At 66.4% G+C, this 21,744-nt stretch carries 25 protein-coding genes and 1 pseudogene; 17 read left to right on the forward strand and 9 right to left on the reverse strand.

Annotated features, from left to right (window positions below; all coding sequences use genetic code 11):
• The first annotated feature begins 27 nt into the window (after window positions 1-27).
• Entirely contained in the window at window positions 28-378 is a 351-nt protein-coding gene (locus ACH49N_RS03905; protein ID WP_358274034.1) for a hypothetical protein, read from the forward strand.
• A 212-nt stretch (window positions 379-590) separates the two neighbouring features.
• On the opposite strand, the gene ACH49N_RS03910 is transcribed toward ACH49N_RS03905, so the two are convergent.
• Both ACH49N_RS03910 and ACH49N_RS03915 read right to left on the reverse strand, forming a co-directional pair.
• Window positions 591-1,031: an SRPBCC family protein gene (locus ACH49N_RS03910; RefSeq protein WP_317764091.1), complete on the reverse strand. Its 441-nt coding sequence runs from the start codon at window positions 1,029-1,031 to the stop codon at window positions 591-593.
• Between the two features lie 231 nt (window positions 1,032-1,262).
• The gene (locus tag ACH49N_RS03915; protein WP_358274035.1) at window positions 1,263-1,568 is read right to left on the reverse strand and encodes a hypothetical protein; all 306 of its coding nucleotides are present in this window, start codon (window positions 1,566-1,568) and stop codon (window positions 1,263-1,265) included.
• Window positions 1,569-2,348: 780 nt separating this feature from the next.
• On the opposite strand from ACH49N_RS03915, the gene ACH49N_RS03920 reads away from it, so the two are divergent.
• The 10 genes and pseudogenes from ACH49N_RS03920 (at window position 2,349) to ACH49N_RS03965 (ending at window position 10,264) form a co-directional block, all read left to right on the forward strand.
• A complete protein-coding gene (locus ACH49N_RS03920; protein ID WP_317764090.1) occupies window positions 2,349-2,627 on the forward strand; it encodes a hypothetical protein in 279 nt (92 codons plus the stop codon).
• Between the two features lie 564 nt (window positions 2,628-3,191).
• Window positions 3,192-3,674 (forward strand): annotated as a pseudogene (locus ACH49N_RS03925) (ferritin-like domain-containing protein); the annotation flags it as partial.
• Between the two features lie 77 nt (window positions 3,675-3,751).
• On the forward strand, window positions 3,752-4,072 hold the full coding sequence (locus tag ACH49N_RS03930) for a hypothetical protein (protein WP_317764088.1): 321 nt from the start codon (window positions 3,752-3,754) through the stop codon (window positions 4,070-4,072).
• Between the two features lie 199 nt (window positions 4,073-4,271).
• Complete coding sequence (locus ACH49N_RS03935) at window positions 4,272-4,634, forward strand: cupin domain-containing protein (protein WP_358274167.1); 363 nt, start codon at window positions 4,272-4,274, stop codon at window positions 4,632-4,634.
• Window positions 4,635-4,777: 143 nt separating this feature from the next.
• Window positions 4,778-5,362, forward strand: a complete 585-nt coding sequence (locus ACH49N_RS03940; RefSeq protein WP_159922529.1) for a biotin transporter BioY — start codon at window positions 4,778-4,780, stop codon at window positions 5,360-5,362.
• Window positions 5,359-6,480, forward strand: coding sequence for a synthetase (locus ACH49N_RS03945; RefSeq protein ID WP_358274037.1), 1,122 nt, complete (start codon window positions 5,359-5,361; stop codon window positions 6,478-6,480). The genes ACH49N_RS03940 and ACH49N_RS03945 overlap by 4 nt, the downstream gene beginning before the upstream one ends.
• Window positions 6,477-7,601, forward strand: coding sequence for a thiolase family protein (locus tag ACH49N_RS03950; RefSeq protein WP_358274038.1), 1,125 nt, complete (start codon window positions 6,477-6,479; stop codon window positions 7,599-7,601). Before ACH49N_RS03945 ends, ACH49N_RS03950 begins: the two co-directional genes overlap by 4 nt.
• A complete protein-coding gene (locus ACH49N_RS03955; RefSeq protein ID WP_208961530.1) occupies window positions 7,598-8,278 on the forward strand; it encodes an energy-coupling factor ABC transporter ATP-binding protein in 681 nt (226 codons plus the stop codon). The genes ACH49N_RS03950 and ACH49N_RS03955 overlap by 4 nt, the downstream gene beginning before the upstream one ends.
• Window positions 8,275-8,877 (forward strand): energy-coupling factor transporter transmembrane protein EcfT, encoded by a 603-nt coding sequence (locus tag ACH49N_RS03960; protein ID WP_317744957.1) that lies wholly within the window; start codon window positions 8,275-8,277, stop codon window positions 8,875-8,877. Before ACH49N_RS03955 ends, ACH49N_RS03960 begins: the two co-directional genes overlap by 4 nt.
• Window positions 8,870-10,264: an AMP-binding protein gene (locus ACH49N_RS03965; protein WP_358274040.1), complete on the forward strand. Its 1,395-nt coding sequence runs from the start codon at window positions 8,870-8,872 to the stop codon at window positions 10,262-10,264. The genes ACH49N_RS03960 and ACH49N_RS03965 overlap by 8 nt, the downstream gene beginning before the upstream one ends.
• A 4-nt stretch (window positions 10,265-10,268) precedes the next feature.
• On the opposite strand, the gene ACH49N_RS03970 is transcribed toward ACH49N_RS03965, so the two are convergent.
• Genes ACH49N_RS03970 through ACH49N_RS03980 form a run of 3 tightly spaced genes read right to left on the reverse strand, consistent with a single transcriptional unit; the run spans window position 10,269 to window position 13,323 of the window.
• Window positions 10,269-10,589 carry a hypothetical protein gene (locus ACH49N_RS03970; RefSeq protein ID WP_358274042.1) on the reverse strand — a complete coding sequence of 107 codons (321 nt, stop codon included), beginning with the start codon at window positions 10,587-10,589 and terminating at the stop codon, window positions 10,269-10,271.
• Window positions 10,586-11,959 carry an acyclic terpene utilization AtuA family protein gene (locus ACH49N_RS03975; protein ID WP_358274044.1) on the reverse strand — a complete coding sequence of 458 codons (1,374 nt, stop codon included), beginning with the start codon at window positions 11,957-11,959 and terminating at the stop codon, window positions 10,586-10,588. The genes ACH49N_RS03970 and ACH49N_RS03975 overlap by 4 nt, the downstream gene beginning before the upstream one ends.
• A 53-nt stretch (window positions 11,960-12,012) precedes the next feature.
• On the reverse strand, window positions 12,013-13,323 hold the full coding sequence (locus ACH49N_RS03980) for a CitMHS family transporter (protein ID WP_159922513.1): 1,311 nt from the start codon (window positions 13,321-13,323) through the stop codon (window positions 12,013-12,015).
• Between the two features lie 119 nt (window positions 13,324-13,442).
• Between ACH49N_RS03980 and ACH49N_RS03985 the strand changes: the two genes are divergently transcribed.
• From ACH49N_RS03985 to ACH49N_RS03995, 3 genes are all read left to right on the forward strand, one after another.
• Entirely contained in the window at window positions 13,443-14,336 is an 894-nt protein-coding gene (locus ACH49N_RS03985) for a LysR family transcriptional regulator (RefSeq protein WP_358274046.1), read from the forward strand.
• A 232-nt stretch (window positions 14,337-14,568) separates the two neighbouring features.
• Window positions 14,569-15,996, forward strand: coding sequence for a rifampin monooxygenase (rox, locus tag ACH49N_RS03990; RefSeq protein WP_358274048.1), 1,428 nt, complete (start codon window positions 14,569-14,571; stop codon window positions 15,994-15,996).
• 66 nt (window positions 15,997-16,062) lie between these two features.
• Entirely contained in the window at window positions 16,063-16,200 is a 138-nt protein-coding gene (locus ACH49N_RS03995; RefSeq protein WP_201453384.1) for a hypothetical protein, read from the forward strand.
• A 31-nt stretch (window positions 16,201-16,231) separates the two neighbouring features.
• Here the strand turns inward: ACH49N_RS03995 and ACH49N_RS04000 are convergent, their stop codons facing one another.
• On the reverse strand, window positions 16,232-16,993 hold the full coding sequence (locus ACH49N_RS04000; protein WP_358274050.1) for a MerR family transcriptional regulator: 762 nt from the start codon (window positions 16,991-16,993) through the stop codon (window positions 16,232-16,234).
• 57 nt (window positions 16,994-17,050) lie between these two features.
• Window positions 17,051-17,560, reverse strand: a complete 510-nt coding sequence (locus ACH49N_RS04005; RefSeq protein ID WP_358274052.1) for a DUF6194 family protein — start codon at window positions 17,558-17,560, stop codon at window positions 17,051-17,053.
• Window positions 17,561-17,804: 244 nt separating this feature from the next.
• On the opposite strand from ACH49N_RS04005, the gene ACH49N_RS04010 reads away from it, so the two are divergent.
• The 3 genes from ACH49N_RS04010 to ACH49N_RS04020 are packed head-to-tail and all read left to right on the forward strand — an operon-like array spanning window position 17,805 to window position 20,302.
• On the forward strand, window positions 17,805-18,671 hold the full coding sequence (locus ACH49N_RS04010) for a metal ABC transporter substrate-binding protein (protein ID WP_358274168.1): 867 nt from the start codon (window positions 17,805-17,807) through the stop codon (window positions 18,669-18,671).
• Window positions 18,668-19,405, forward strand: coding sequence for a metal ABC transporter ATP-binding protein (locus ACH49N_RS04015; RefSeq protein ID WP_159922503.1), 738 nt, complete (start codon window positions 18,668-18,670; stop codon window positions 19,403-19,405). The genes ACH49N_RS04010 and ACH49N_RS04015 overlap by 4 nt, the downstream gene beginning before the upstream one ends.
• A 6-nt stretch (window positions 19,406-19,411) precedes the next feature.
• Window positions 19,412-20,302, forward strand: a complete 891-nt coding sequence (locus ACH49N_RS04020) for a metal ABC transporter permease (protein ID WP_358274054.1) — start codon at window positions 19,412-19,414, stop codon at window positions 20,300-20,302.
• Here ACH49N_RS04020 and ACH49N_RS04025 read toward each other — a convergent pair.
• Both ACH49N_RS04025 and ACH49N_RS04030 read right to left on the reverse strand, forming a co-directional pair.
• Window positions 20,268-20,474, reverse strand: coding sequence for a hypothetical protein (locus ACH49N_RS04025; protein WP_109330106.1), 207 nt, complete (start codon window positions 20,472-20,474; stop codon window positions 20,268-20,270). The two genes, ACH49N_RS04020 and ACH49N_RS04025, sit on opposite strands and share 35 nt — an antisense overlap.
• Before the next feature lie 100 nt (window positions 20,475-20,574).
• Entirely contained in the window at window positions 20,575-21,612 is a 1,038-nt protein-coding gene (locus ACH49N_RS04030) for a nucleoside hydrolase (RefSeq protein WP_358274056.1), read from the reverse strand.
• Window positions 21,613-21,744 lie beyond the last annotated feature (132 nt).

A 21,744-nucleotide genomic window follows, 5' to 3' on the forward strand; every position in this document is an offset into this window, starting at 1 on the left:
TGGCCGCCGAACCTACGGAGCCAACACATGATCCCCAACATCGCCGTCCGTACCGCCGCCAACACCTCCTCCTCACGCTGGCGTCGAGTCGCGGCGAGCGCCCTGATCGCCACCGCCGCGACAGTCGGCTCGATGGCCGTGACCGCGCCCGCCGCCCAGGCAGCAACATTCCAGGAAACATGCGTCGCCCATCCCGGGGCATATGCCAGTGGGGCGGTGCTCGGCGTTCACGCTACCAAGAAGGTCGGCAACAACCGGGAAGAATCCTGCAAGGTGTACGACGCATTAAACAAGCTGCTCGGTACCACATACCAGACCACTTACGGGTTCTACGGAACGCCGCCGCAGGTAAGACCACCGGCTCAGTCGGCTCGTTGATCAACTGAGCGTGACCGCGACAGCCTTTGGTCGATGTCCTCGACACCCGGGCCGGACACGGGCGCTTTCGGCTGTCGTCGTTCACCACCGCTCAGCTGACGAGCCGAGCTGAGCAATCCTGCCGTACGCCCCTCTCTTCCTTAGTGATTCGTTCTTGCCAAACGCTGAGCGGGCATCATCGCGTCTGTCGTGCGGGTCCGGGCCTTCGCGCGCTAATCGGCCGTGGTTTCGAGAAGGACCCTGAGCTTGTGGAGGTTCGCGGCGAATTCTCGGCGGAGGCTGGCCGCGACCAGCGGGTCACCGAGTTTGAAGAGGCCTTTCTGCTCCATCTGCATGTGACACGTCAATCGGGTTCCCTCGGCAGTTGCCTCGACCCGATACTCCGCCTCGAAACGACTCGGTCCCGAAGCCCCAGTGAAGGTGATCTTCGTGTTCGGTTCATAGTGGACGTACTCGTTCGTCAGCTCGAGCTTCCGCCCCATGAATTTGCGGACAACAACATGCTTGGTACCCACCCCCGGCGGTCCTTCTGTAACTCGGCGGACCTCCGACAGTCCCTCTTGCCATCGGGGTGCGTTGGTCTGGTCCGCTACAAAGGTGAACACTTCGCCGATCGGACGCGCGATAACGATGCTGTCCTCAACCTCGATCATGACGGCCTCCTGTGCGACCTCGCACCGTCGTGACCTCAACTGGGCGGGGTGATGATGACCAGTATCTGCACCCTACTCGAGGAACCTCGTGGGCACGACACCTCGACGAGGGGCACGCGCAAGGGGGAGATATCGACCAGACTGCCTCGTCGGTGTTGCCCCGGACCGATCCCGTTGACGGCCGGAATCACCAACCGCCGGCCATCAACGTACGGCACAGTGCGATCTGGGTTACTTGACCATCACGCTCCCGGTGAAGAAGAACGGCGCCGCATTACCGAAACAGAACACCGTGGCATTGCCCCTCGCGAAACCGCTGAGCTTCCCTCCTTCCGCTCCGAACGCACCGGTCTTGAAATTGAAGGCAGAGTCGAACCCGAAACAGGTCCAGCTCTCCCCGGCCGGCACCACCACGGTCACTTCACCGGCGACTCCCGCACCGAGTGTCGGTACCGCCGTAGCGGTACCCACCCCGAATGCCATCACCGGAGCGATCACGGCCGACGCCACGGCCGTCCGCACTGCCATCTTCCTCATCGTGCCCACCTCGTCTCGCACATCCCCGACTCCGGGGCGAGCGAGTAACGACCCCGAGTGCTTCCATCTCGGGGTGTTCCCACCGCTCGCATGACATTCTCGAATTTCCCTGTAAACACGAGATTAAACACATATTCACTGTTTCTGAAACCGCGTATTTGCGCGCCTTCACCTAGTCGGACGTCCAGTAAATTTGGGCGAGTGTTCAAGAAAATTACTTCGAATGTATTCGCCGAAAGGTGAAACGTCCGGGACTGCTGATGGCGATAGACGCAATAGGTTGGGGATCCACAGAGGACAACATTCAACAGAAAGAGGTGACCCGATATGGGTTCTGCAGGAATCGACTTCAGTGTGGCTATCGACGCGTTCCTCAAGTTCCTGAGCATCGCGCTCGGGATCGACATCGGCGTGGGCTGACCAGGGACATCGAGCGCACCCGAGCGTTTCGGCGCCCCGGAGGCTCCGGGGCGCCGAAACTCGTGTCCACCAGACATTGCGCGCGTAGCCCGAGAATGGAATAGCCGCGTACTGAACAAACGCCCAAATCAATGGCGGGGCAAGAGCGGAATGAAATTGGACAACTGATCAATTTAAAAAAGCAACCCAAAGTCGTCGACCGTCGGCCTCAGACCCTCGCGTCGACGGATACTGGTACTCCATTGCTCGAGCGATATCTCACGTAAACGGAACGACCCGCAAGAATAGTGGGCCGACCGATTGGGCTGCGAAATCGCCGACTGTGGCGGGCGCCCGAATACGAGGAAGGTCGAGTTCGGTATGAACATGTTTTGGGTGATCGCGGTCCTCGAGGCCACGCTGTTCGTGGTCGCTGTGTCTCTTGCTGCGGCGGTCACCGCGGATGCGATCTCTCGACGCAGGCACGGGCCGGACGGGGTCGACGCTGCGACCTCACGCTCGAAGCCCCCGCTGCTGACCATCGAGGTGGTTGACCGTGTTCGGGACTGGCACCGAGTCGCGGTACGGGCGTTTGCGGTCTGCATCACTGGCTCTGTTCTCGTGGTCGCGGCCGTCGGGATGCTGCTGATCGTGGGTTAGGACTCTCGACCACCCACAGAGCCCGCTTTCGCCACACCGAGGCCTACCGTGGCACGCAGTAACAACCGCCCAGACGCGACCACCAAGACGCCGTTCTTCTTCATCGGGATAGAAACCGTGAAGTGACACCGTCTGGTTGACACTCTCGCTCGATGCGAAGACGGACGGGCGTTCCCCTCCAGAGTGATGCATAGCCTGTGGTCAGCTGGTCAGCGGCACGTCGCACGCGGCCCGGATTACGGTGTGCCGGTGTGCCGGGATCGAGGGTGAGGTCCTCGGGGTCGGCGAAGGCCAGGCGTCCGTCGCCGAGGGCGATGGCCCATCGGTACACGGGGACCACTCGTGCCCCACGACAGCGGACCAGCACCCGCACCCACCGCTACCGTCGCACCCACGGCTACCGGTCACAGGCGCCGGTAGCTTCGCACTCGTGGTTCCGGGCTTGACCCGCACCAGCGCCGAACGATCCGACACGCGCGACGGGTTGCCGGAGGGTAGGGCGGGGTAGTCACGGGCGGTGCACCCTGCGCCGACCGATATCGTCCACGTCGAAGGTGAACACGTATGAGCACAACCGACACCAGCACACTGCTGGCGCGGCTGCGCACCATCCTGGACCTGACCAACACCGAGATCCAGGTCGCCGAGACCCGGGTCGCCCAGGCCAGAATCGAAGCAGTCCGGCGGGAACTGCTCGAGAACGCCGACAACGCCCGCGGCCGGGCCGAGGCCATCGACGCCGCGATCCGCGACCTCGGCGGAATCCCCGAGCTGATCGGGCCGTTCCTGGGACGTGCCGCCGCCGCGGTGAAGACGGTGGTCGAGCAGGCCCAACCGTTCGACGAAGCGCTACTCGGTGACCTGGCCCTCGAACACCAACTCCTCGACCGCACCCGCTACATCAGAGCCCTCGCCACCGCCGCCGGAAGGAAAGACATCGAAAATCTCGCGTTCCGACTGATCACCGCACACCAGGCCACGGTGGAATGGCTGACCACCGTCTTAGCTGAAGAGGCGCTCGGTGGCCCGGCCGCGTTGCGCCGCACCCGAGCGCACGACCGCACGTGGCGCCCCGGCGCATGACCCGCGACGCATCAACCCCTCCTGCCGCAGTGGAGGAATCCGTGCTGCCGGAACATGGATTCGCGGCGGTCGTCCCGGTCATCGTCCGCGCACCGGTCGCGGTACTGCCCGCCGCCCTTGCTGCCCCTGCAGATGCCCACCGAGATGACTCCGACAGCACGACCAGCACCACGGCGGCACCGCCGGGTCCAACATCATCGTTCGGCCCGAAGCCGGCGCCCCATCCAGAGCCGCCGGTCACCCCCGATCCGACCACGCAACAGCCCGAACCCGACCCGACCGCAGCACCGGAAACACCGGAACCCACTCCCACCGACGAGAGCGAACCGGATACCGAGACCTCGGTACCGTCGACCCCCTGACGCCCACTCGGCGTATGCGAGAAGGCGGAGGCGAGAGGGCTGATCCGAGCGGACGCGGTCGCTCGATATTGCGGTGAACCCGGATCGCCGCTCAGAATTGAAAGTGCCAGGAATCCGCTTTACCTATGGTTCCCAGCGTTTGCCAGGGCGAAGGTCCGCCGCATCGCGGGTGCCGCCACAACGACGTGGGAGGACAATGATGTCCGGTCTCATCCGTAAGAGTCTCGATTCACCAGAGGAAACCCGCCCCTTCGAGGATGACAAGGGCAAACTCGAACTCGTCAACGTCCCTTCCGGCGCTGTGGGTAGGGCCACCTTCCAGCCCGGCTGGCAGTGGTCCAAGCACGTCAAACCGATAGCAAAGACAGACAGCTGTCAAGCGGCTCACATGGGTTACGTCATCTCGGGTCGCATGAAGATCGTCATGAACGACGGCGAGGACATGGAGTTCGGTCCCGGTGATCTCATGGTCTGCCCGCCAGGTCACGACGCGTGGATTCTCGGCGATGAGCCCTGCGTGTTCATCGACTGGACCGGCGTCGCCGATTACGCCAAGCGGTAGCCGGCAGCCCCGCATGTCTGTGATGACGGTGGACGACGCATGCGCCGGGCGACGCCGCATCCGGGTCGGGGGAGCCGGCCGCATCGTTGCCCGCGTCGACCTGCTACCTTGAACGTCGTTCAAGTTCAGGTGGAGGAGTCGTCATGACGGATGTCGGAAGTGCTCGGGTGTCGAGGCTGGGTATTTCAGCGCGCGACATGGCGCAGATCGCGGTGTTCGCCGCGCTGATCGCGGCACTGGGACTGCCCGGCGCCATCACGGTCGGCTTCAGCGGAGTGCCGATCACACTGCAGACACTCGGTGTCATCCTCGCCGGCGCGGTGCTCGGTGCGCGCAAGGGCACAGCCGCGGTCGCGGTCTTCATCGCACTGACCCTGATCGGTCTGCCCCTGCTGTCCGGTGGCCGCACCGGACTGACCGCACTCGCGGGCCCCAGCGCCGGATACCTCGTCGGCTGGATTCCCGCGACGCTGGTCATCGGCCTCCTCACCGCCCGGATCCTCCCGAAGTATCCGATCGCGCTCGGCCTTCTGATCAACGCCCTCGGTGGGATCGTCGTCATCTACGTCTTCGGCACCGTCGGACTTCTGCTCCGCACCGATCTGGGTGTCGGCGCCGCGATCACCACCAACTTCGCGTTCATCCCCGGTGACCTGCTCAAGGTCGTCGTCGCGACCGTGGTCGCCAAGAGCGTGCATCGCGCGTACCCCGGCCTCATCCGTACGTGAGTTTCGAGCTCGGCGGCTCCGGCGATCAGCCAGCTCTCGACTTCGAAGACCGCACCTACACCTACGCCGAACTCGACCGTGCCATCGACCGATGGATCCTCGAGCACGGCCCGGGTACGCCTGCGTACGACGCGTCGACGCTGCCGGTCCCGGATGCGCTGATCTGCGTGTGCGCGGCGGCGCGGCAGGGGACGGCAGTCATCGTCGAGGACCCCGAGGCGCGTCCGGACCGCTCGGTGATTCCACTGTCCGCTTTTCTGCTGGTCGCGACGTCCGGCTCCACCGGCAGGCCGCGTCCGCTCGCGCGCACCGCGGCATCCTGGTTCGACAGCTTTCCGGCATTCACGGCGATCACCGGCATCGACGCGACCGACCATGTGCTGATCACCAGCCCGTTGCACGCCACGATGCACCTGTTCGGCGCAGTGCATGCACTCTGGCGAGGTGCGTGCGTCACCGACGACCCATCCCGGGCGACGGTGGTGCACGCCGTTCCCGCCGTCCTGCGGGACGTGGTCGGGAAGGCGCCCAAACTCCGCACGGCGATCGTCGCCGGCACCGCCCTGGACGACGGCGCCCGCGCGGTGGCGGACGGCATCGACATCGTCGAGTACTACGGCGCCGCGGAACTGTCCCTCGTTGCGGCGCGCCGGGTGCCCGAACCGCTCCGGCTGCTCGACGGCGTCGACGCCGACATCCGCGACGGTCTGCTCTACGTCCGGTCGCCGTACAGCGTGATCGGAGTCCCGGAGTGGTTCGGCGTCGGTGACCTGGCCGAACTCGGCGACAACGGTGAGCTGACGGTGCGCGGCCGGGGCGAATCCGCGATCAACGTCGGCGGCACCACGGTGGTCGCCGAGGATGTCGAGCGCATCCTCGAGACGCTCGACGGTGTCGCCGCGGCCGCCGTCGTTGGATCGCCGCATTCGGTGCTCGGCGAGACCGTCACCGCCGTGGTAGAACTCGACGGCACTGCGGAGATCGGGGAGATCCGTTCCCGCGCGCGCCGCACGCTGACGAAGGAAGCGCTGCCCCGCCGCTGGGTGCCGATCGTGTCGATGCCGCGGACCGCCAGTGGCAAGGTCGCCCGAGGCCGAGTGAGAGACTGGCTGGCATGAGCTCTGACCCTGTTCTGGTGGCGCCGCGTCGGACGCCGATCGGCAATGCCGGGCACGGGTTCGCCGATCTGACCACCACTGATCTGGCGGCCCCAGTGCTGCGCGAGGTTCTGACGTCGCTACGGGAGTCGGGCATCGATGCCGAGGTCGACGATGTCGTCCTCGGCAACTGCCTCGGACCGGGCGGTGACCCGGCGCGGGTCGCGGCGCTGCAGGCGGGGATGGGTGTGGAAGTTCCCGGAGTTACCGTCGACCGGCAGTGCGGGTCCGGCCTCGACGCGGTGATGCAGGCAGCGCTCCGTGTGCGCAGCGGCGCCGACGAGCTGATCCTGGCGGGAGGCGTTGAATCGGCGAGCACGGCGCCGTGGCGGTTCTGGCCGCCGGTGGGCGCCGATCCGGTGCGCTACACCCGCGCTCCTTTTGCGCCGCAAGGCTTTCCCGACCCCGACATGGGAGCGGCCGCCGACGATCTCGCGCGGGTGCGCGGCATCAGCCGTGAACGGCAGGACGCGTACGCGGCGCGGTCGCACACGCTCGCGGCCGCCGCCGACTTCTCGTCGGAAATCGTCCCGATCGGTGACATCGTGCGGGACCAGCGCATTCGCGCAGGCATGACCGAGACCAGGCTCGCGCGGCTGCGCCCCAGTTTCGGTGCCGGCGGAACGGCCACGGCGGGCAACTCCTGCGGCATCTCGGACGGCGCCGCCGTGCTGGCGGTGACGACGGAGTCGCTGGCCGCCGGACTGCCTGCGCTGCGAATCCTCGGATCCGCCGTCGCGGGATCGGACCCGGCGCTGCCCGGGCTCGGACCGGTTCCCGCGATCCGCAAACTTCTGAAGAGAACCGGATACGACGTGGCGGATCTGGGCGTCGTCGAGATCACCGAAGCCTTCGCGTCGGTGGTGCTGGCGGTGTCGGACGAACTCGGCCTGGACGAGTCGGTGATCTGCCCTCAGGGCGGCGCCATCGCCATGGGACATCCGTGGGGCGCGTCGGGTGCGATCTTGTTGGTGCGCTTGGCAAGTCAGATGTTGCGCGAGGGCGGACACACGCTCGGGCTCGCGGCCTGCGCCATCGGCGGCGGACAGGGCATCGCGATGCTCGTGGAGCGTGTGTCGTGAGTGAGATCGTCTTCGATTCGGTGACCCACGCCTTCGGGGACCGTCCGGTGCTGCGCGGCGTCGACCTGCGTTTCTCCGAGCGCCGGGTCGGCATCATCGGTTCCAACGGTTCCGGCAAGTCGACGCTGGCGCGGATGATCAACGGATTGCTGAAGCCCACCTCCGGCACCGTCACGGTCGACGGTGTCGACGCCGCCAGAAAGGGCGCGCAGGTGCGACGCAAGGTCGGGTTCGTGTTCACCGACCCCGACACCCAGATCGTCATGCCCACGGTGTCGGAGGACCTGGCGTTCTCGCTGCGCCGCTCCGGTCTGAGCAAACAGGAGATCGCCGGTCGTGTCGAGGAGATCCTGGTGCGGTTCCGGCTCGACCAGCACGCCGACCACCCGGCGCACCTGCTGTCCGGGGGCCAGAAGCAGCTGCTCGCCATCGGCGCCGTCCTCATCCGCAGACCCGAGGTGGTCATCGCCGACGAGCCGACGACGCTGCTGGATCTGCGGAACGCGCGCGTCGTCTCCGAAGCACTCGATTCGATGGACCAGCAGGTGATCGTCGTGACCCATCAACTGGCGTTGCTGGAGAGCTTCGAACGGGTCATCGTCATCGACGACGGTCTCGTCGCGTTCGACGGCAGTCCGGACGACGCCGTTCCCGCGTACCGGCAGTTGGTCGAATGATCGGCCTGTACCGCCCGGGCGACTCACTCCTGCACAGGATGCCCGCAGGGCTGAAACTGCTGCTGTTGATCGCGTCGATCGTCACGGCCACCGTGTTCGTGCGCACCCCGCTCGAGGTCGGCGTCGTCGTCCTGGTGGTGGGCCTGCTGTTCGCGGTGGCCTCCATTCCGTGGCGGGTCGCCGTGGCGCAGTTGCGTCCGGTGGTGTGGATGTTGGTGATCATCGCGATCTTTCAGGTGCTGATCACGTCGCCCGCGCGGGCGGTCGTCGTGTGCGGCGTGCTGCTGATCTCGGTGGCGCTCGCCGCGTTGGTCACGCTCACCACCCGGGTCACCGACATGCTCGACACGGTGTCGCGCGCACTCGGGCCGTTGCGGAGGTTCGGGGTCGACCCGGACAGGATCGGGCTTCTGCTCGCGTTGGCGATCCGGTGTATCCCGCTGCTGACGGGGATCGTGCAGGAGGTGGCGCAGGCGCGGAAGGCACGCGGGTTGCAATGGTCGATGACGGCGCTGGCCACACCGGTTCTGGTGCGTGCACTTCGGACCGCGGATGCGATGGGCGACGCCCTCGTCGCACGGGGAGTCGACGATGACTGAACTGCTCGCCGAGCGTGTCGCTCGACGGGCCGCCGAGAACCCGGAGACGACAGCGGTCGTGTCCGCACGCGAGACCGTCGACTACGGCCGGTTCTGGTCGCGGGTCACTCGCACCGCCGCCGGGCTCGACGGCATGAACCGGGTGGCCGTGCTGCCGACGTCGGATGTGGGGTCGCTGGTCGCGGTGACGGCGGCGATGCACGCGGGAGTCAGCGTCGTGCTGCTGCACCGCCACCTCCTGCCCGCGCAGTTGACGCGGGTGCTCGAGCTCGCGAAACCCGGTGCCGTGGTGGCCGCGTCGCAGCAGCACGCCAGGTTGCGGAGACTGGGATTCGACGGGACCGTCGAGACGGCGGAGAGCCTCGAATCCGACGGCGCGGCGGACCGGGCGCGTCCCGACACCGAACTGCTGGTCGGCATCACGTCCGGCACCACCGGTGAGCCGAAGCTGTTCGTGCGCAACCAGCGATCGTGGGCCACCACCCTCGACCGCTCCGACGCGACCTTCGATATCGGTCGCGGGGATCGTGTGGCGGTGCCCGGAGTCCTCGACCACACCCATTTCCTGTACGGCGCGCTGCACGGCCTCACCCGCGGGGCGACGGTGGATCTGCGCCCGGTCACGCACTCGCTGCGCGACGCGGCGACACATCTGTACTCGGTACCCACCATCGCGTGGGATGTGGTGCGGTCGGGGATCGGTCCGGTCGGCAGCGTCCGCGAGGTGCTGTCCTCGGCGGCCCGGTGGCCGCGCACCGGACGTCAGGCATTGCAGGAGGTGCTGCCCAACGCATCGCTCGTGCACTTCTACGGCGCCTCCGAACTGAGCTTCGTATCGTTCGACCGGGGTCTCGGCGCCGCCGACGAGCATGCGGCAGGCGAACTGTTCGACGGCGTCGACGCCGAAATTCGCGATGGCCTCGTTCACGTGCGCAGCGACATGCTGTTCGACGGCTACCTCACCGAGGACGGCGTGGTGAACGGCCCCGCCGACGGGTGGATGACGGTAGGGGACCGCGGCCGCGTGACAGGCAACAGCCTGCAGTTGTTCGGCCGCGACAGCGACACGGTGATCCGGGCGGGACTCAATGTGGAACCCGCGGCCATCGAGGCGGCGTTGACCGCGCTTCCCGGGATCACGGAGGCTGCGTGCATCGGTGTACCAGACAGCCGGATGGGCGAGGCACCGGCCGCCGCGATCGTGGTCGACGGCCACGGGCCGAGTTCCAGCGAGATCTGGCGGCATCTGCGCGCCACGCTGCCCAGCCCGAGCATGCCGGTTCAGGTACTCGCGGTCGACAGTTTGCCGCGCACCCCGCGCGGCAAACTCGATCGGCGGACGCTCGCCGCCACCCTGGCAGCCTCTCGGGACCGAAATCCCGCGTAGCCGGTCAGATTTCGAGGCTCAGCAGGTGGTAGCCCAGCGTTTTGCCGTGTCCGTCGAGTGCGGGGGAGCCTGTGACCCCGCCGCCGAGGACACCGGGCAACTCGAACACCATCGCCATGAGGTTCGGCTGACAGGTGCGCCGGGCCGGTCCGGTGACCAGCTCACCGTAGTGGGCGGCGACGACGTCCTCGGTCAGTCTCTGCGTGAGAAGCTGATAGGCGGCCCGGTCCCTGGCCAGCACGGCGAGGATGAGCGTGTCTCCCTTGTCGCCGGCGCGGACGTCTGCGAGGGTGTCGATCTTCTGAACAGCTGCGTTTGTGGTCATGTCGAAACCTCCGTCAGATGCACCCGGGTGGACACGAGGTCGCGGGGGAGGGTGCACGAGCGGATCGCGAGCACCTCGGTCGACGAGCGCCGGGCGCCGCCTCCGCCGGCCGGTCCGTTGGTGTACAGGCTTTCCACCTCCCAGCCGACGAGGTCGGCTTCCTCCCGGGTGCATGCGCGGGCGGCGACCCGCACGCGCACCTCGTGGGCAGCGGTGTCGGTGTCGAGGCCGCGGAAAGCAGCACCGGCGCCGATGTATTCGACGGAGACGGCGCCCTCGGCGAAACCGTGTACCTCGACGAGACGTTCGGTGACGATGTCCGCGGCGAGCTGGGCACGGGGGTAGGCGCGTGGTCCCGCGTAACTGATCTGCCCCTCACCGAGCCAGCCGCCACGGAATCCGAGGGTGACCTTCAGCTGCTGTGGGCGGGGACGCCCCGTTGCACCGGTGATGGCGACCCGGTCGGGTCCGACGCTGGTGAACGACACGTTGCCGAAGTCCGCGGTGACGTCCGGGGTGAGGTACGACGTGGGATCTCCCACCTCGTACAGGAGTTGCTCGGCGCAGGTTCGTTCGGTGAGTATCCCGCCGGATCCGTCGAGTTTGCCGAATGTGGCCGATCCGTCGGCGAGGACGTCGGCAAACGGGAAGCCGAGATCGGCCATTCCCTTCACCGGTTTGGTGACGGGGTCCGCGTAGTATCCGCCCGTGAGTTGTCCGGCGCATTCGAGCAGGTGCCCGACCGCCGTTGCGGCGCCGATGGTTTCGTGGTCGGCCAGGTCCCATCCGAAGTGGTGGGCGAGTGGGGCGACGTAGAGGCAGGGGTCGGCCAGACGCCCGGTGACGACGACGTCGGCGTCCAGTTCGAGCGCGGGGATCACGGCCTCCGCGCCGATGTACGCGTTCGCGGAGACGAGTTCCTCGTCGTGCTCCGACAGTCGTTTCCCGGTTTCCCACACGACGGGGTCGTGGCGCAGCACTTGCCCCCGCACCGCGTCGCCCGTGATGGCAGCGACGCGCACCTGCCGGTCGGTGGACCGGGACGCGATGTCGGAGACCAATTCGGCCGCGGCGAGAGGGTTCGCGGCACCGGCATTGGTGATCACCGTGGTCCCGGACGCGAGCGTGTGCGGGAGAACCGCGCGCATGCGTGCGGCGAGGAGCGGATCGTATCCGTCGTCCGGGTTCTCGAGTCGGCGAGCGTTTCCGGCTGCAACGGTGCGTTCGCCGAGGCATTCGAAGATCAGGTAGTCGAGATCGGCCTGCCGGGCGAGTTTCTCGGCGGGGTCGATGCGATCCCCGGAGAACCCGGATCCGGCGCCGAGTCGCACGCTCCGCGAGGCGCTGCCGCGGGTGCTCGATGGTGTCACGGTCTCAAAATCCTTTTGCTTGTTCGACGTGTGGTGTGTGGCGGCGCGGACGATTACAGCGAGATGGCGCCGGTGAGTAGCGCTACAACGGTCATCACGATCGTGGTCCCGAAGGCCCAGCCGAAGATGAACCGCTGGTGCTTGCCGAGGTCCACCTTGCTCAGTCCGATCAGGATGAACGTCGCGGCGGTCAACGGGCTGAGCGGGAATCCGGTGGTCATCTGGCCGAGGATTGCGGCGCGGCCGATCTCTGCGGGGTCGCCTCCAAATGAGGCGGTGGTTTCCGCGAGTACCGGCACGACGCCGAAGTAGTAGGCGTCGGGGGTGAAGACCAGGCTGAGCGGCATCGACGTGACGGCGGTGATGACGGGGATCAGGGAACCGGCGGACTGCGGAATCCAGGAGACGAAGGTCTGCGCCATCGCGGTGATCATCCCGGTGCCGTTGAGGATTCCGGTGAGCACGCCTGCCGCGAGGATCATCGCCACCACCATGGTGACGTTGCCGCCGTGCTTGGCGAACAGGGCCTGCTGGTCGTCCCACTTCGGGCGGTTGACGGCGAGCGCGAGTGCGAATGCGATGGCGAATGCCACCTCCAGCGGCACGAGCTGGAACAGCAGGATCACTATCAGCACGAGGGTGAGCACGGTATTGAACGCCATCACCGCCCGTTGGCGCCCGGTACGGACCGGCGCATCGGCGATATGCGGCGTGCCGGGACCACCGCCACCGGGAAACGCCAGTTCGGTGACACCGAGCCGTTTACGTTCCGTGCGGCCGATCATGTAGGCGGCGAACAGGACCCACAGAATCCCGGCGCCCATCGCGGGCAGGACCGGCGTGAAAATGTCGGCGCTGGTCAGGTCGAGTGCGGCCATCGCACGGACGGTCGGGCCGCCCCACGGAATCATGTTCATCAGTCCCGCAGCCAAGCAGACGATGCCGGTCAGGACGACCGGGCGCATGCCGAGTTTCTGGTAGATGGGCAGCAACGCCGAGATGGTGATCAGGAAGGTCGAGGTTCCGTCGCCGTCGAGCGCGACGAGCAGGGTCAGCACCGCGGTTCCGACGGCGATCTTGGTGGGATTGCCACCCGCCCAGCGGACGATCCGGCGGATCGCCGGGTCGAACAGTCCCACGTCGACCATCAGACTGAAATACAGGACCGCGAAGGCGATCATGATGGCGACGGGCGCGACCTTCAGCAGACCGTCGCCCACCATCTCCCCGAGGTCGGGCGCCCATCCGCCCACGATCGCGAACGCGACGGGAACGAGGATCAGTGCGACCAGCACCGAGACCCGGCGGCTGAACGCCAGCGCCAGGAAACAAGCGATCGTGGCGAACCCGAGCGCGGCAACCATGTGACCTCCTTCGAAATGGAGTCTCAGTGTCGCGCCCCTCACATTTGCGCGTCAAATATCAATACCTGATCTATTGATGAGTGGAAATCATGAATAGGCCATGAATACCGGCCATACTGATGCGCATGAGCATCAATCTCGGGATTTCTCACCTGAGGAGCATCGTCGCCATCGCCGACTACGCGAGCTTCACCTCGGCGGCCTCCGCACTCGACGTGTCTCAGTCCTCGCTGAGCCGCTCGGTCGCCGAGGCCGAGCGCAGGCTCGACGTCACACTGTTCGAACGCACCACGCGCCGTGTCGAGCTGACCACGCACGGGCACGAGATCATCGAACACGCCCGGCGGATGCTCCACGACTTCGACGACGGGCTCACGCAGATCGAACGATTCGTCACCGGTGACCGCGGAATCGTGACGGTGGCATGCCTGCCCTCGCTCGCGGCCACGTTCCTTCCTCCGTACGTGGTGAGCTTCCGCGAGCAGCACCCCGACGTGCGCCTCCAGATCCGGGACGGACTACGTCAGGAGGTTCTCGACGCCGTGTACTCGGGCACGGTCGACCTCGCCCTGGTCACCACCTCGGGGATTCTGCCCGGGCTGCAACAGGACGTTCTGACGAGCGACTCCTTCTATTGCGCCGTCGCGCCGACACATCCGTTCGCCGATCGGCAAGTACTCAGGTGGTCGGATCTCGCCGGACAGCCGTTCATCGCGTTCGGACCCGAGAGCAGCATCGCGGCGCCCGTCCGCCGGGCCGTCGAGGACGCGCGCATCGAACTCGGACCTGTCATGCAGGCGCAGAACATCGGCGCGGTAGCGGGATTGGCGGCGGCCGGGCTCGGCGTCACAGCGGTACCCGAACTCGTGCTTCCCATGATCTCGTTCGCCGGTCTCGTCCACATACCGCTGCAGCCGACGGTCGAACGCACCATTTCGCTCGTCCAGGTCGCCGGTCGACCCCAGACGGCGAGCACCCGCAGTTTCGTGACCATGCTTCTCGCCGACGTATGACCTGACTCGACGTCCGGCATCCGCACCGGCTGTACACATGAGAACGGCAAGGAGTCGTTCACTCCTTGCCACTTCCAACATATAACGCACAAGGGGCCTTGCGGCAAGACCCGGGTAGTGCTGCAGAATCTCCGGTCGAAGCCGCAACCTGCGGAAATTGCGAAGTGCGCTCTCGTGTGCACGAGCGGAGCGGCCGGCTTCGAAAACCACTGTGGCGAAATGGGGGAGTGTCATGTTCGACGTCATCATTGCCGGGGGCGGACCGACCGGGTTGATGCTGGCCTGCGAGTTGCGGCTGCAGGGCGTGCACGCGCTCGTGCTGGAGAAGGACGAGGAGCCGACCAGGCATGTTCGGTCGCTCGGCCTGCACGTGCGCAGCATCGAGGTGATGGATCAGCGCGGTCTGCTGGAACGGTTTCTCGCGCACGGCAAGCAGTATCCGCTCAGCGGCTTTTTCGCCGGCATCACCAAGCCGCAACCCGACCGGCTCGACACCGCACATCCGTATGTCCTGGGCATCCCGCAGCCCGTCACCGAACGCCTGCTGACCGAGCACGCCACGGAACTCGGCACCCCGATCCGCCGCGGCAGCGAACTGGTCGGGTTGAGCCAGGACGACCACGGGGTGACCATCGAGCTGGCCGACGGCACGCAGCTGCGTTCGCGCTACCTGGTCGGCTGCGACGGCGGCCGCAGCACGGTGCGCAAGCTGCTCGGGGTCGGCTTCCCCGGCGAACCTACGAGGGTCGAGTCGCTGCTGGGCGAAATGGAGGTGACCGCTCCGCCCGAGACACTGGACGCCGTGATCAGCGAGGTCCGCAAGACCCACAAGAATTTCGGCGCCGGTCCCACCGGGGACGGGGTGTACCGCGTCGTCGTGCCCGCCGAGGGGGTGGCCGAAGACCGGTCGGTTCCGCCGACCCTCGAGGAATTCAAGCAACAGCTCCGCGTGTTCGCCGGCACCGACTTCGGTGTGCATTCACCGCGGTGGCTGTCCCGCTTCGGTGATGCCACCCGGCTGGCCGAACGCTATCGGGTCGGCCGGGTACTGCTGGCCGGCGACGCGGCGCACGTCCACCCACCGCTGGGCGGGCAGGGCCTCAACCTCGGCGTCCAGGACGCGTTCAATCTGGGCTGGAAGCTGGCCGCCGAGGTGGGCGGCTGGGCCCCGCAGGGGCTGCTGGACAGCTACCACAGCGAACGGCACCCGGTAGCCGCCGACGTGCTGAACAACACCCGCGTGCAGTCGGAACTGATGTCCACCGAGCCGGGTCCGCGGGCCGTGCGCCGATTGCTGTCGGAACTGATGGACATCGACGACGTGAACCGGTACCTGACCGAGAAGGTCACCGCGATCGGGGTTCGCTACGACTTCGGGGAGGGGCACCCACTGCTCGGCCGGCGGTTGCGGGACATTCAGCTGAAGCGGGGGCGCCTCTACGCGCTCATGCATGGTGGCCGCGGACTCCTGCTCGACCAGACGGGCCGGCTCTCGGTGGCCGGCTGGGCCGACCGGGTCGACCACGTCGTCGATGTCAGCGAGGAACTCGACGTGCCCGCCGTGCTGCTGCGGCCGGACGGCCACGTGGCATGGGTAGGTGATGATCAGCAGGAGCTGCTCAGTCAGTTGCCCCAGTGGTTCGGCGCTTCCGCCGGCTGACCGCCGAACTCCTCCCGTGCGTCGACACGCCGGTTCGAGTCGGGTTGTGAGCGCTTTGGCGGGCACATGTCGCGCAGTCGTGCACAATGGCGACGTCCGGACAGTGGATGCGAGCAGGGGGTGTCGACGATGTGGGAGTTGCCGATCGAAGGTGGGATTCCGTGGTTGGTGTGGATCCTCGACCTACTGGTCAACGGTTCCTGAGCAACCGAGAAGTCCTGTGGTCGTCGGGTCGTCAGCCGGCGCGGTCGGCGTTCGCCACTATCGCGTCGTGAACGTATTGCGCGAACCCGGGTGCCATCTCGTTCCAGTGCGCGGCCGCCGCCGGGTCGGCGAGGTAGAGAGCAGCCACGTCCCGGTGCTGTCGGTGGGTGCAGTCGAAGAACCACCGTGCGATGTGGGCACGGTGGTTTTCGGCCGCCTGCATCGCGACTGCGCCGGTGGCCGGCTCACCCGCGGCTATCGCGTCGACGAATTCCTGGATGTTGGCATCGGCGTCTGCCTTGATCGCCACCCAGTCGTCCTTGGTATAGGCGGCGGTTCGCCGCGGTAGTTCCTGGTTCTGATTCGACTCGGCCCACCGCTGCTCGGCCTCGCGTAGTCGTTCACCGAAACTGTCGGTGCTGAAAATGGCGAGCTGCTCTTCCGGGGACAGTGCCACCCCCATGTGGCGAGCGCGCATTTCCTTTTCGATGGCGTCGAGCAATTCCTCGGTGCGTGCCTGACGCTGCCGCAGGAGGCGGTGCTGTCGGCGGAGGTGATCGTCGACGCGGGCGTGGGGCTCGGCCAGGATGTCGGCGATCTCGTCGAGCCCGAACTCCAGCTCTCGATAGAAGAGTATGTGCCGCAAACGCTGCACGTCGTCGGGGGAGTACACGCGGTGGTTGGCCGCGCTGCGCCCGTGCGGCTTCAGGAGGCCGATGCTGTCGTAATGATGGAGGGTACGGACGGAAATGCCCGACAGCGCCGCCAGTTGTCCGACTGTGTACCCGTCCATCTCGCGATCATGCATCGTCGCAGCGGGGCGTGCGCGAACTCGGAGGGAAGACGGCGTTCATCGTGCGCTTCGCCGGAAGTGTCGCGCCCTCGCTCGTCCGTGCGCGAGGGCAAGTAGACCCGGCACGGAGTGCGCGGTCGCGACTCCCGGGTTCAGGATCGATACCCACGATTGGGCTGCGTAGTTCGGGTGGGGGAGCAGTCGGTCCAGTGCGCTGTAATCGATGCCGCTGCTGCGCTGCGCATGTTCGGCCGGTGAGAAGCCGAGTAGTTCGCGGAAGCGGTCCCGGCCGACCGAGACATTGAGACGAAATACGCCCTGCCGGTTCACGTTCGAGGAGGTGTCCCACCCCTCGACGTCGTTCGTCACGATGGTGGCGAACGGGAAACGCTGCTCCGCCGGCGGGTCGCCATCAGGATTGTATGAGAAGAAGGTGTCCCCCCAGGAACTCGGCGGAGCGCCGCCCTCTTCACTGGCCGTCACCACAGTGACCCCAGGCAGTTCGAGAGCCACCGCAATGATGTGTTTCTGCGTGAGAGCTGATGTGTCCGGGTCGTTCGCGGTCATGCAGGCCACCGTAAAACCTCACGCTACGTCAGGTGCAACACCTCGGGACCGCTCACGGTGCGCGGCTCGGCGCAGTGACGATCGGCGTTCAGCCGCGTACCTACCGCGGCGGGATGACCCACACTTGTAGTTTCGGAAGACCGAACATTATGATTCGACTGTGAAAACAACGGACCTCGGGGTGGGCAGGCGGCGACGGGCAACCACGGTCGCGGCGATACTGACAGCTCTCGCCGCGGCGTTGATGCTGTCCGGGTGCGCCGAGGGTGCGGCCGGGCCCGCCGACGGCAAACCGGTGGTGCTGACCACCTTCACTGTTCTCGCCGACATCGCGGAGAACGTCGGGGGGGAGCACCTGACGGTGGAGTCGCTCACCAAAGCGGGCACGGAAATTCACGGTTACGAGCCGACACCGGGCGATATCAGGAAGGCGGCCGAGGCCGACCTGATCCTCGACAACGGGATGAATCTGGAGGCCTGGTTCGCCCAATTCGTCGAGGGGCTGGAGGTCGAGCATGTGGTCGTCAGCGACGGGGTCGAGCCGATCGGCATCGGCGAAGATGCCTACGCGGGCAAACCGAATCCGCACGCGTGGATGTCACCCCTGAATGTGCAGATTTACGTCGACAACATGGTCACCGCGTTCAGCGACCTCGATCCTGAACACGCGAGCGACTATCGCACCAACGGTGATGCCTACAAGGCCCGACTGCAGCAGGTGCAGGACGAATTGGTCGCCGAGTTGAGCGCGTTGCCGGTCAATGAACGGGCGCTGGTCACGTGCGAAGGAGCGTTTTCGTATCTTGCGCGGGATGCGGGGTTGACCGAGAAGTACATCTGGCCGGTCAATGCCGAACAGCAGGCCACACCCCAGCAGATTGCGTCGACGGTCGAGTTCGTCAAGCAGAACCGCGTACCCGCGGTGTTCTGTGAGTCGACGGTGTCGGATGCGCCGATGCAACGCGTGGTGGAAGCCACCGACGCCGCTTTCGGCGGAACCCTCTACGTCGATTCGCTGTCGGAGCAGGACGGACCCGTGCCGACCTACCTCGATTTGATCCGGCACGACGCCGAGACCCTCACGTCAGCTTTGAACGGACAACGGCCGTGACTCCCCAGCCGGCCGTCGAGGTGCAGGACGTCACCGTCCACTACGGTGACGTTCTTGCCCTCGACCGGGTCTCCCTCTCCCTGCAGGCAGGACGGGTGTGCGGGCTGGTCGGGATGAACGGCTCCGGCAAATCCACACTGTTCAAAACGATCATGGGAACGGTCAAACCCGATACCGGCACGGTCCGCATCAACGGCCAGGCCCCGGCCACCGCGCGCAAAACCGGTGTCCTGGGTTATGTTCCGCAGAGCGAGGAAGTGGACTGGGCCTTTCCACTGTCCGTGCGAGATGTGGTGATGACCGGCCGCTACGGTCGCATGGGCCTGACCCGGCGGCCCGGGAAAGCTGATCGTTCGGCCGTCGACCACGCCCTCGAACGCGTGGAACTCACCGACTTGGCGGACCGGCAGATCGGGCAATTGTCCGGCGGCCAGAAGAAACGTACTTTCGTGGCCCGGGGAATCGCCCAAGAGGCAACGATCCTGCTGTTGGACGAACCGTTCGCCGGGGTCGACAAACGCTCCGAAGCCACCATCACCACGTTGCTGCGGGAACTCGCCGGTGCAGGTGCGGCCATCCTCGTCTCCACCCATGACCTACACGCGCTGCCGGCGCTGGCGGACGAGGCGATCCTGCTGATGCGCACGGTGCTCGCGCACGGCGACCCGACGCTCGTTCTGCAACCGGCGAACCTGGCGTCGGCCTTCGGCCTCGACGTGATGACAAGGACCTGACACCCCATGAACGTGATCGACTTCTTCGTCGACCCACTGCGTTACGACTTCATGGTCCGCGCACTGATCACCACCCTGATCGCGTCGGTGGTGTGCGCGGTGTTGTCGTGCTGGCTGGTGCTGATCGGGTGGTCGCTGATGGGCGATGCCGTCTCGCACGCCGTCCTGCCCGGCGTCGTCCTCGCCTACATCGTCGGCGCCCCCTTCGCCCTCGGCGCAGTGATCTTCGGATTCCTGGCGGTGGCACTGATCGGGGTGGTCCGGGACACCAGTCGTGTCAAGGAAGACGCCGCGATCGGAATCGTGTTCTCCACCTTGTTCGCCCTCGGCCTGGTCCTGGTTTCGGTGACTCCGAGCCAAACCGACCTCAACCACATCATCTTCGGCAACCTGCTGGGCGTCAGCCGCTCCGATCTCATCCAGATCGCGATCCTCGGGGCCGTCGTCTTCGTCGCTTTGATCGTCAAACGCCGCGACTTCACGCTCTACGCCTTCGACCGCACCCACGCCCACGCCATCGGTCTCAATCCCCGGCTGCTGGGGGCCGCGCTCCTGGGATTACTCGCACTCACCGCTGTGGTGGCCCTGCAAGCGGTGGGTGTGATTCTGGTGGTGGCCATGCTCATCATCCCCGGATCCACGGCCTACCTGCTCACCGACAGCTTTCACCGCATGCTGATCATCGCACCCGCGATCTCGGCGGTCTGCGCCGTCACAGGGCTGTACCTGAGCTATCACCTCGACACTGCCAGCGGCGGCATGGTCGTGCTGTCCCAGGGTGCAGCGTTCGCCCTGGCGTACCTTTTCGCGCCTCGTCAGGGCGTCATCGGTCGCAGAATCACCGCGTCGCGGCGGCGGTCGCTCAGGGAAGATGCATCAGCTGCCCGGCAAGAGTGAACAGTCGGCGGCCGAGCTTCAGAACGGGGATTCCGAGCGGCAGCAGAATGACCGTCACGCAGAGCACCCCACCGACGAGCCACACTACGGCTGCGAGGATTCCCAGTACTGTGCCGAGCAGGGCCGTGAGAATCCCCGTCACCACGCCGAGTAGGCCATTGAGTAAGCGCATGATGACCTCCTGTTACCAGTCTGCGCGCCCGCAGGCCGGCGCGCACCCCCTTTCTGGCGGTGCACAGATGTCACGAGCCGGGAAGACGCGGCCGTCGGTGTCAGCCGACCGATTTGGCGTAGCGGCCGACCCGGTCGATGAGGTCGTCGAAGAACGTGGCCGGGTCGGTGCTCACCGCGATGTCGGCGTTGGGTTCCCGGTTCCAGTGGCCGACCCAGTCGGCGACCGTGGTGCCCCTGGTAAGGGTTCCATGAAGTTCGACGTCGACGGTGGCCGGACGTGTCCGGGCGAGGTCCGGGTTCAACGCCACCGCCGCAGCGAACGGGTCGTGCATGTGAGCAATGAAGCCCTGGTTGTGGCTGCGGTGAAAATCCATGTAGAACCGGATGGCGTCCGACAGGTGACGGATCACCGGGTTGCTGGTGCGTGACCGGATGTGCGACGCATCCTCCGGTGAGATGACCTCGGCGGGAACACTTCCCGCCGCTTCGGCGAGACGGCGAACATGGTCCGGTGTCATTTCGATGGTCTCGGTGATGTCGAGCCCGCAAAGGATGGGACGCCTGCCCTCCGGGAGCCCGGAGAACGCGTCGAACACCTCCTTCGCGGCCTCGGGGTCGACGGAGACGTTCCATTCGGTGGTGGGGGTGGTGTTGCCAGGATGGTTGTAGGCGCCGCCCATCACCACCAGTCGGTGCAGCAGTCGGGGAAGTTCGGGTTCCGCGCGGATCGCCAGCGCCAGATTGGTCAGCGGTCCGGTGACGAGTCCGGTGACCTCACCGGGATGCTCGCGGACGAGTTCGACCCACATCGTGGTCGCGTCCCGCTCCGACAGGGACCGGCCGGAGTCGGGGAGGACGGCGTACCCGATGCCCTGCGGCCCGTGCGTGTCCTCGGTGGTCCGCAACGGGCAGTCGAGCGGCACCCGCGCACCGAGGGCCACTTCGATGTCGGGTGCACGGCACAGCCCGAGCCAGTTCAGATTGTTGGCTGCGACCTGCTCGACGGGCACGTTCCCGGCGGTGCTGGCGATCCCGAGGATCTCCGCTTCCGGGCTGGCCAGCAGATACAGAAGGGCCAGCGAATCGTCGATGCCGGTGTCGACGTCGACGATCAGGCGCTGCGTGGGGCCGCTCATCCGGCGACGCGGACGGTGGGGCGGTGGTTGCCCGTCCAGGTGACAGCCAGGGAGTAGTGATGTGTCTTCACGCGTCCATAGTGCACGGCGAGGACCGTGCGCGTGGACCGTGGTCTGTCTCTACGGGACCGG

Origin of the sequence: Rhodococcus sp. NPDC019647 (genome assembly GCF_044389235.1) — a bacterium.
GTDB classification, from domain to species: Bacteria; Actinomycetota; Actinomycetes; order Mycobacteriales; family Mycobacteriaceae; genus Rhodococcus_F; species Rhodococcus_F oxybenzonivorans.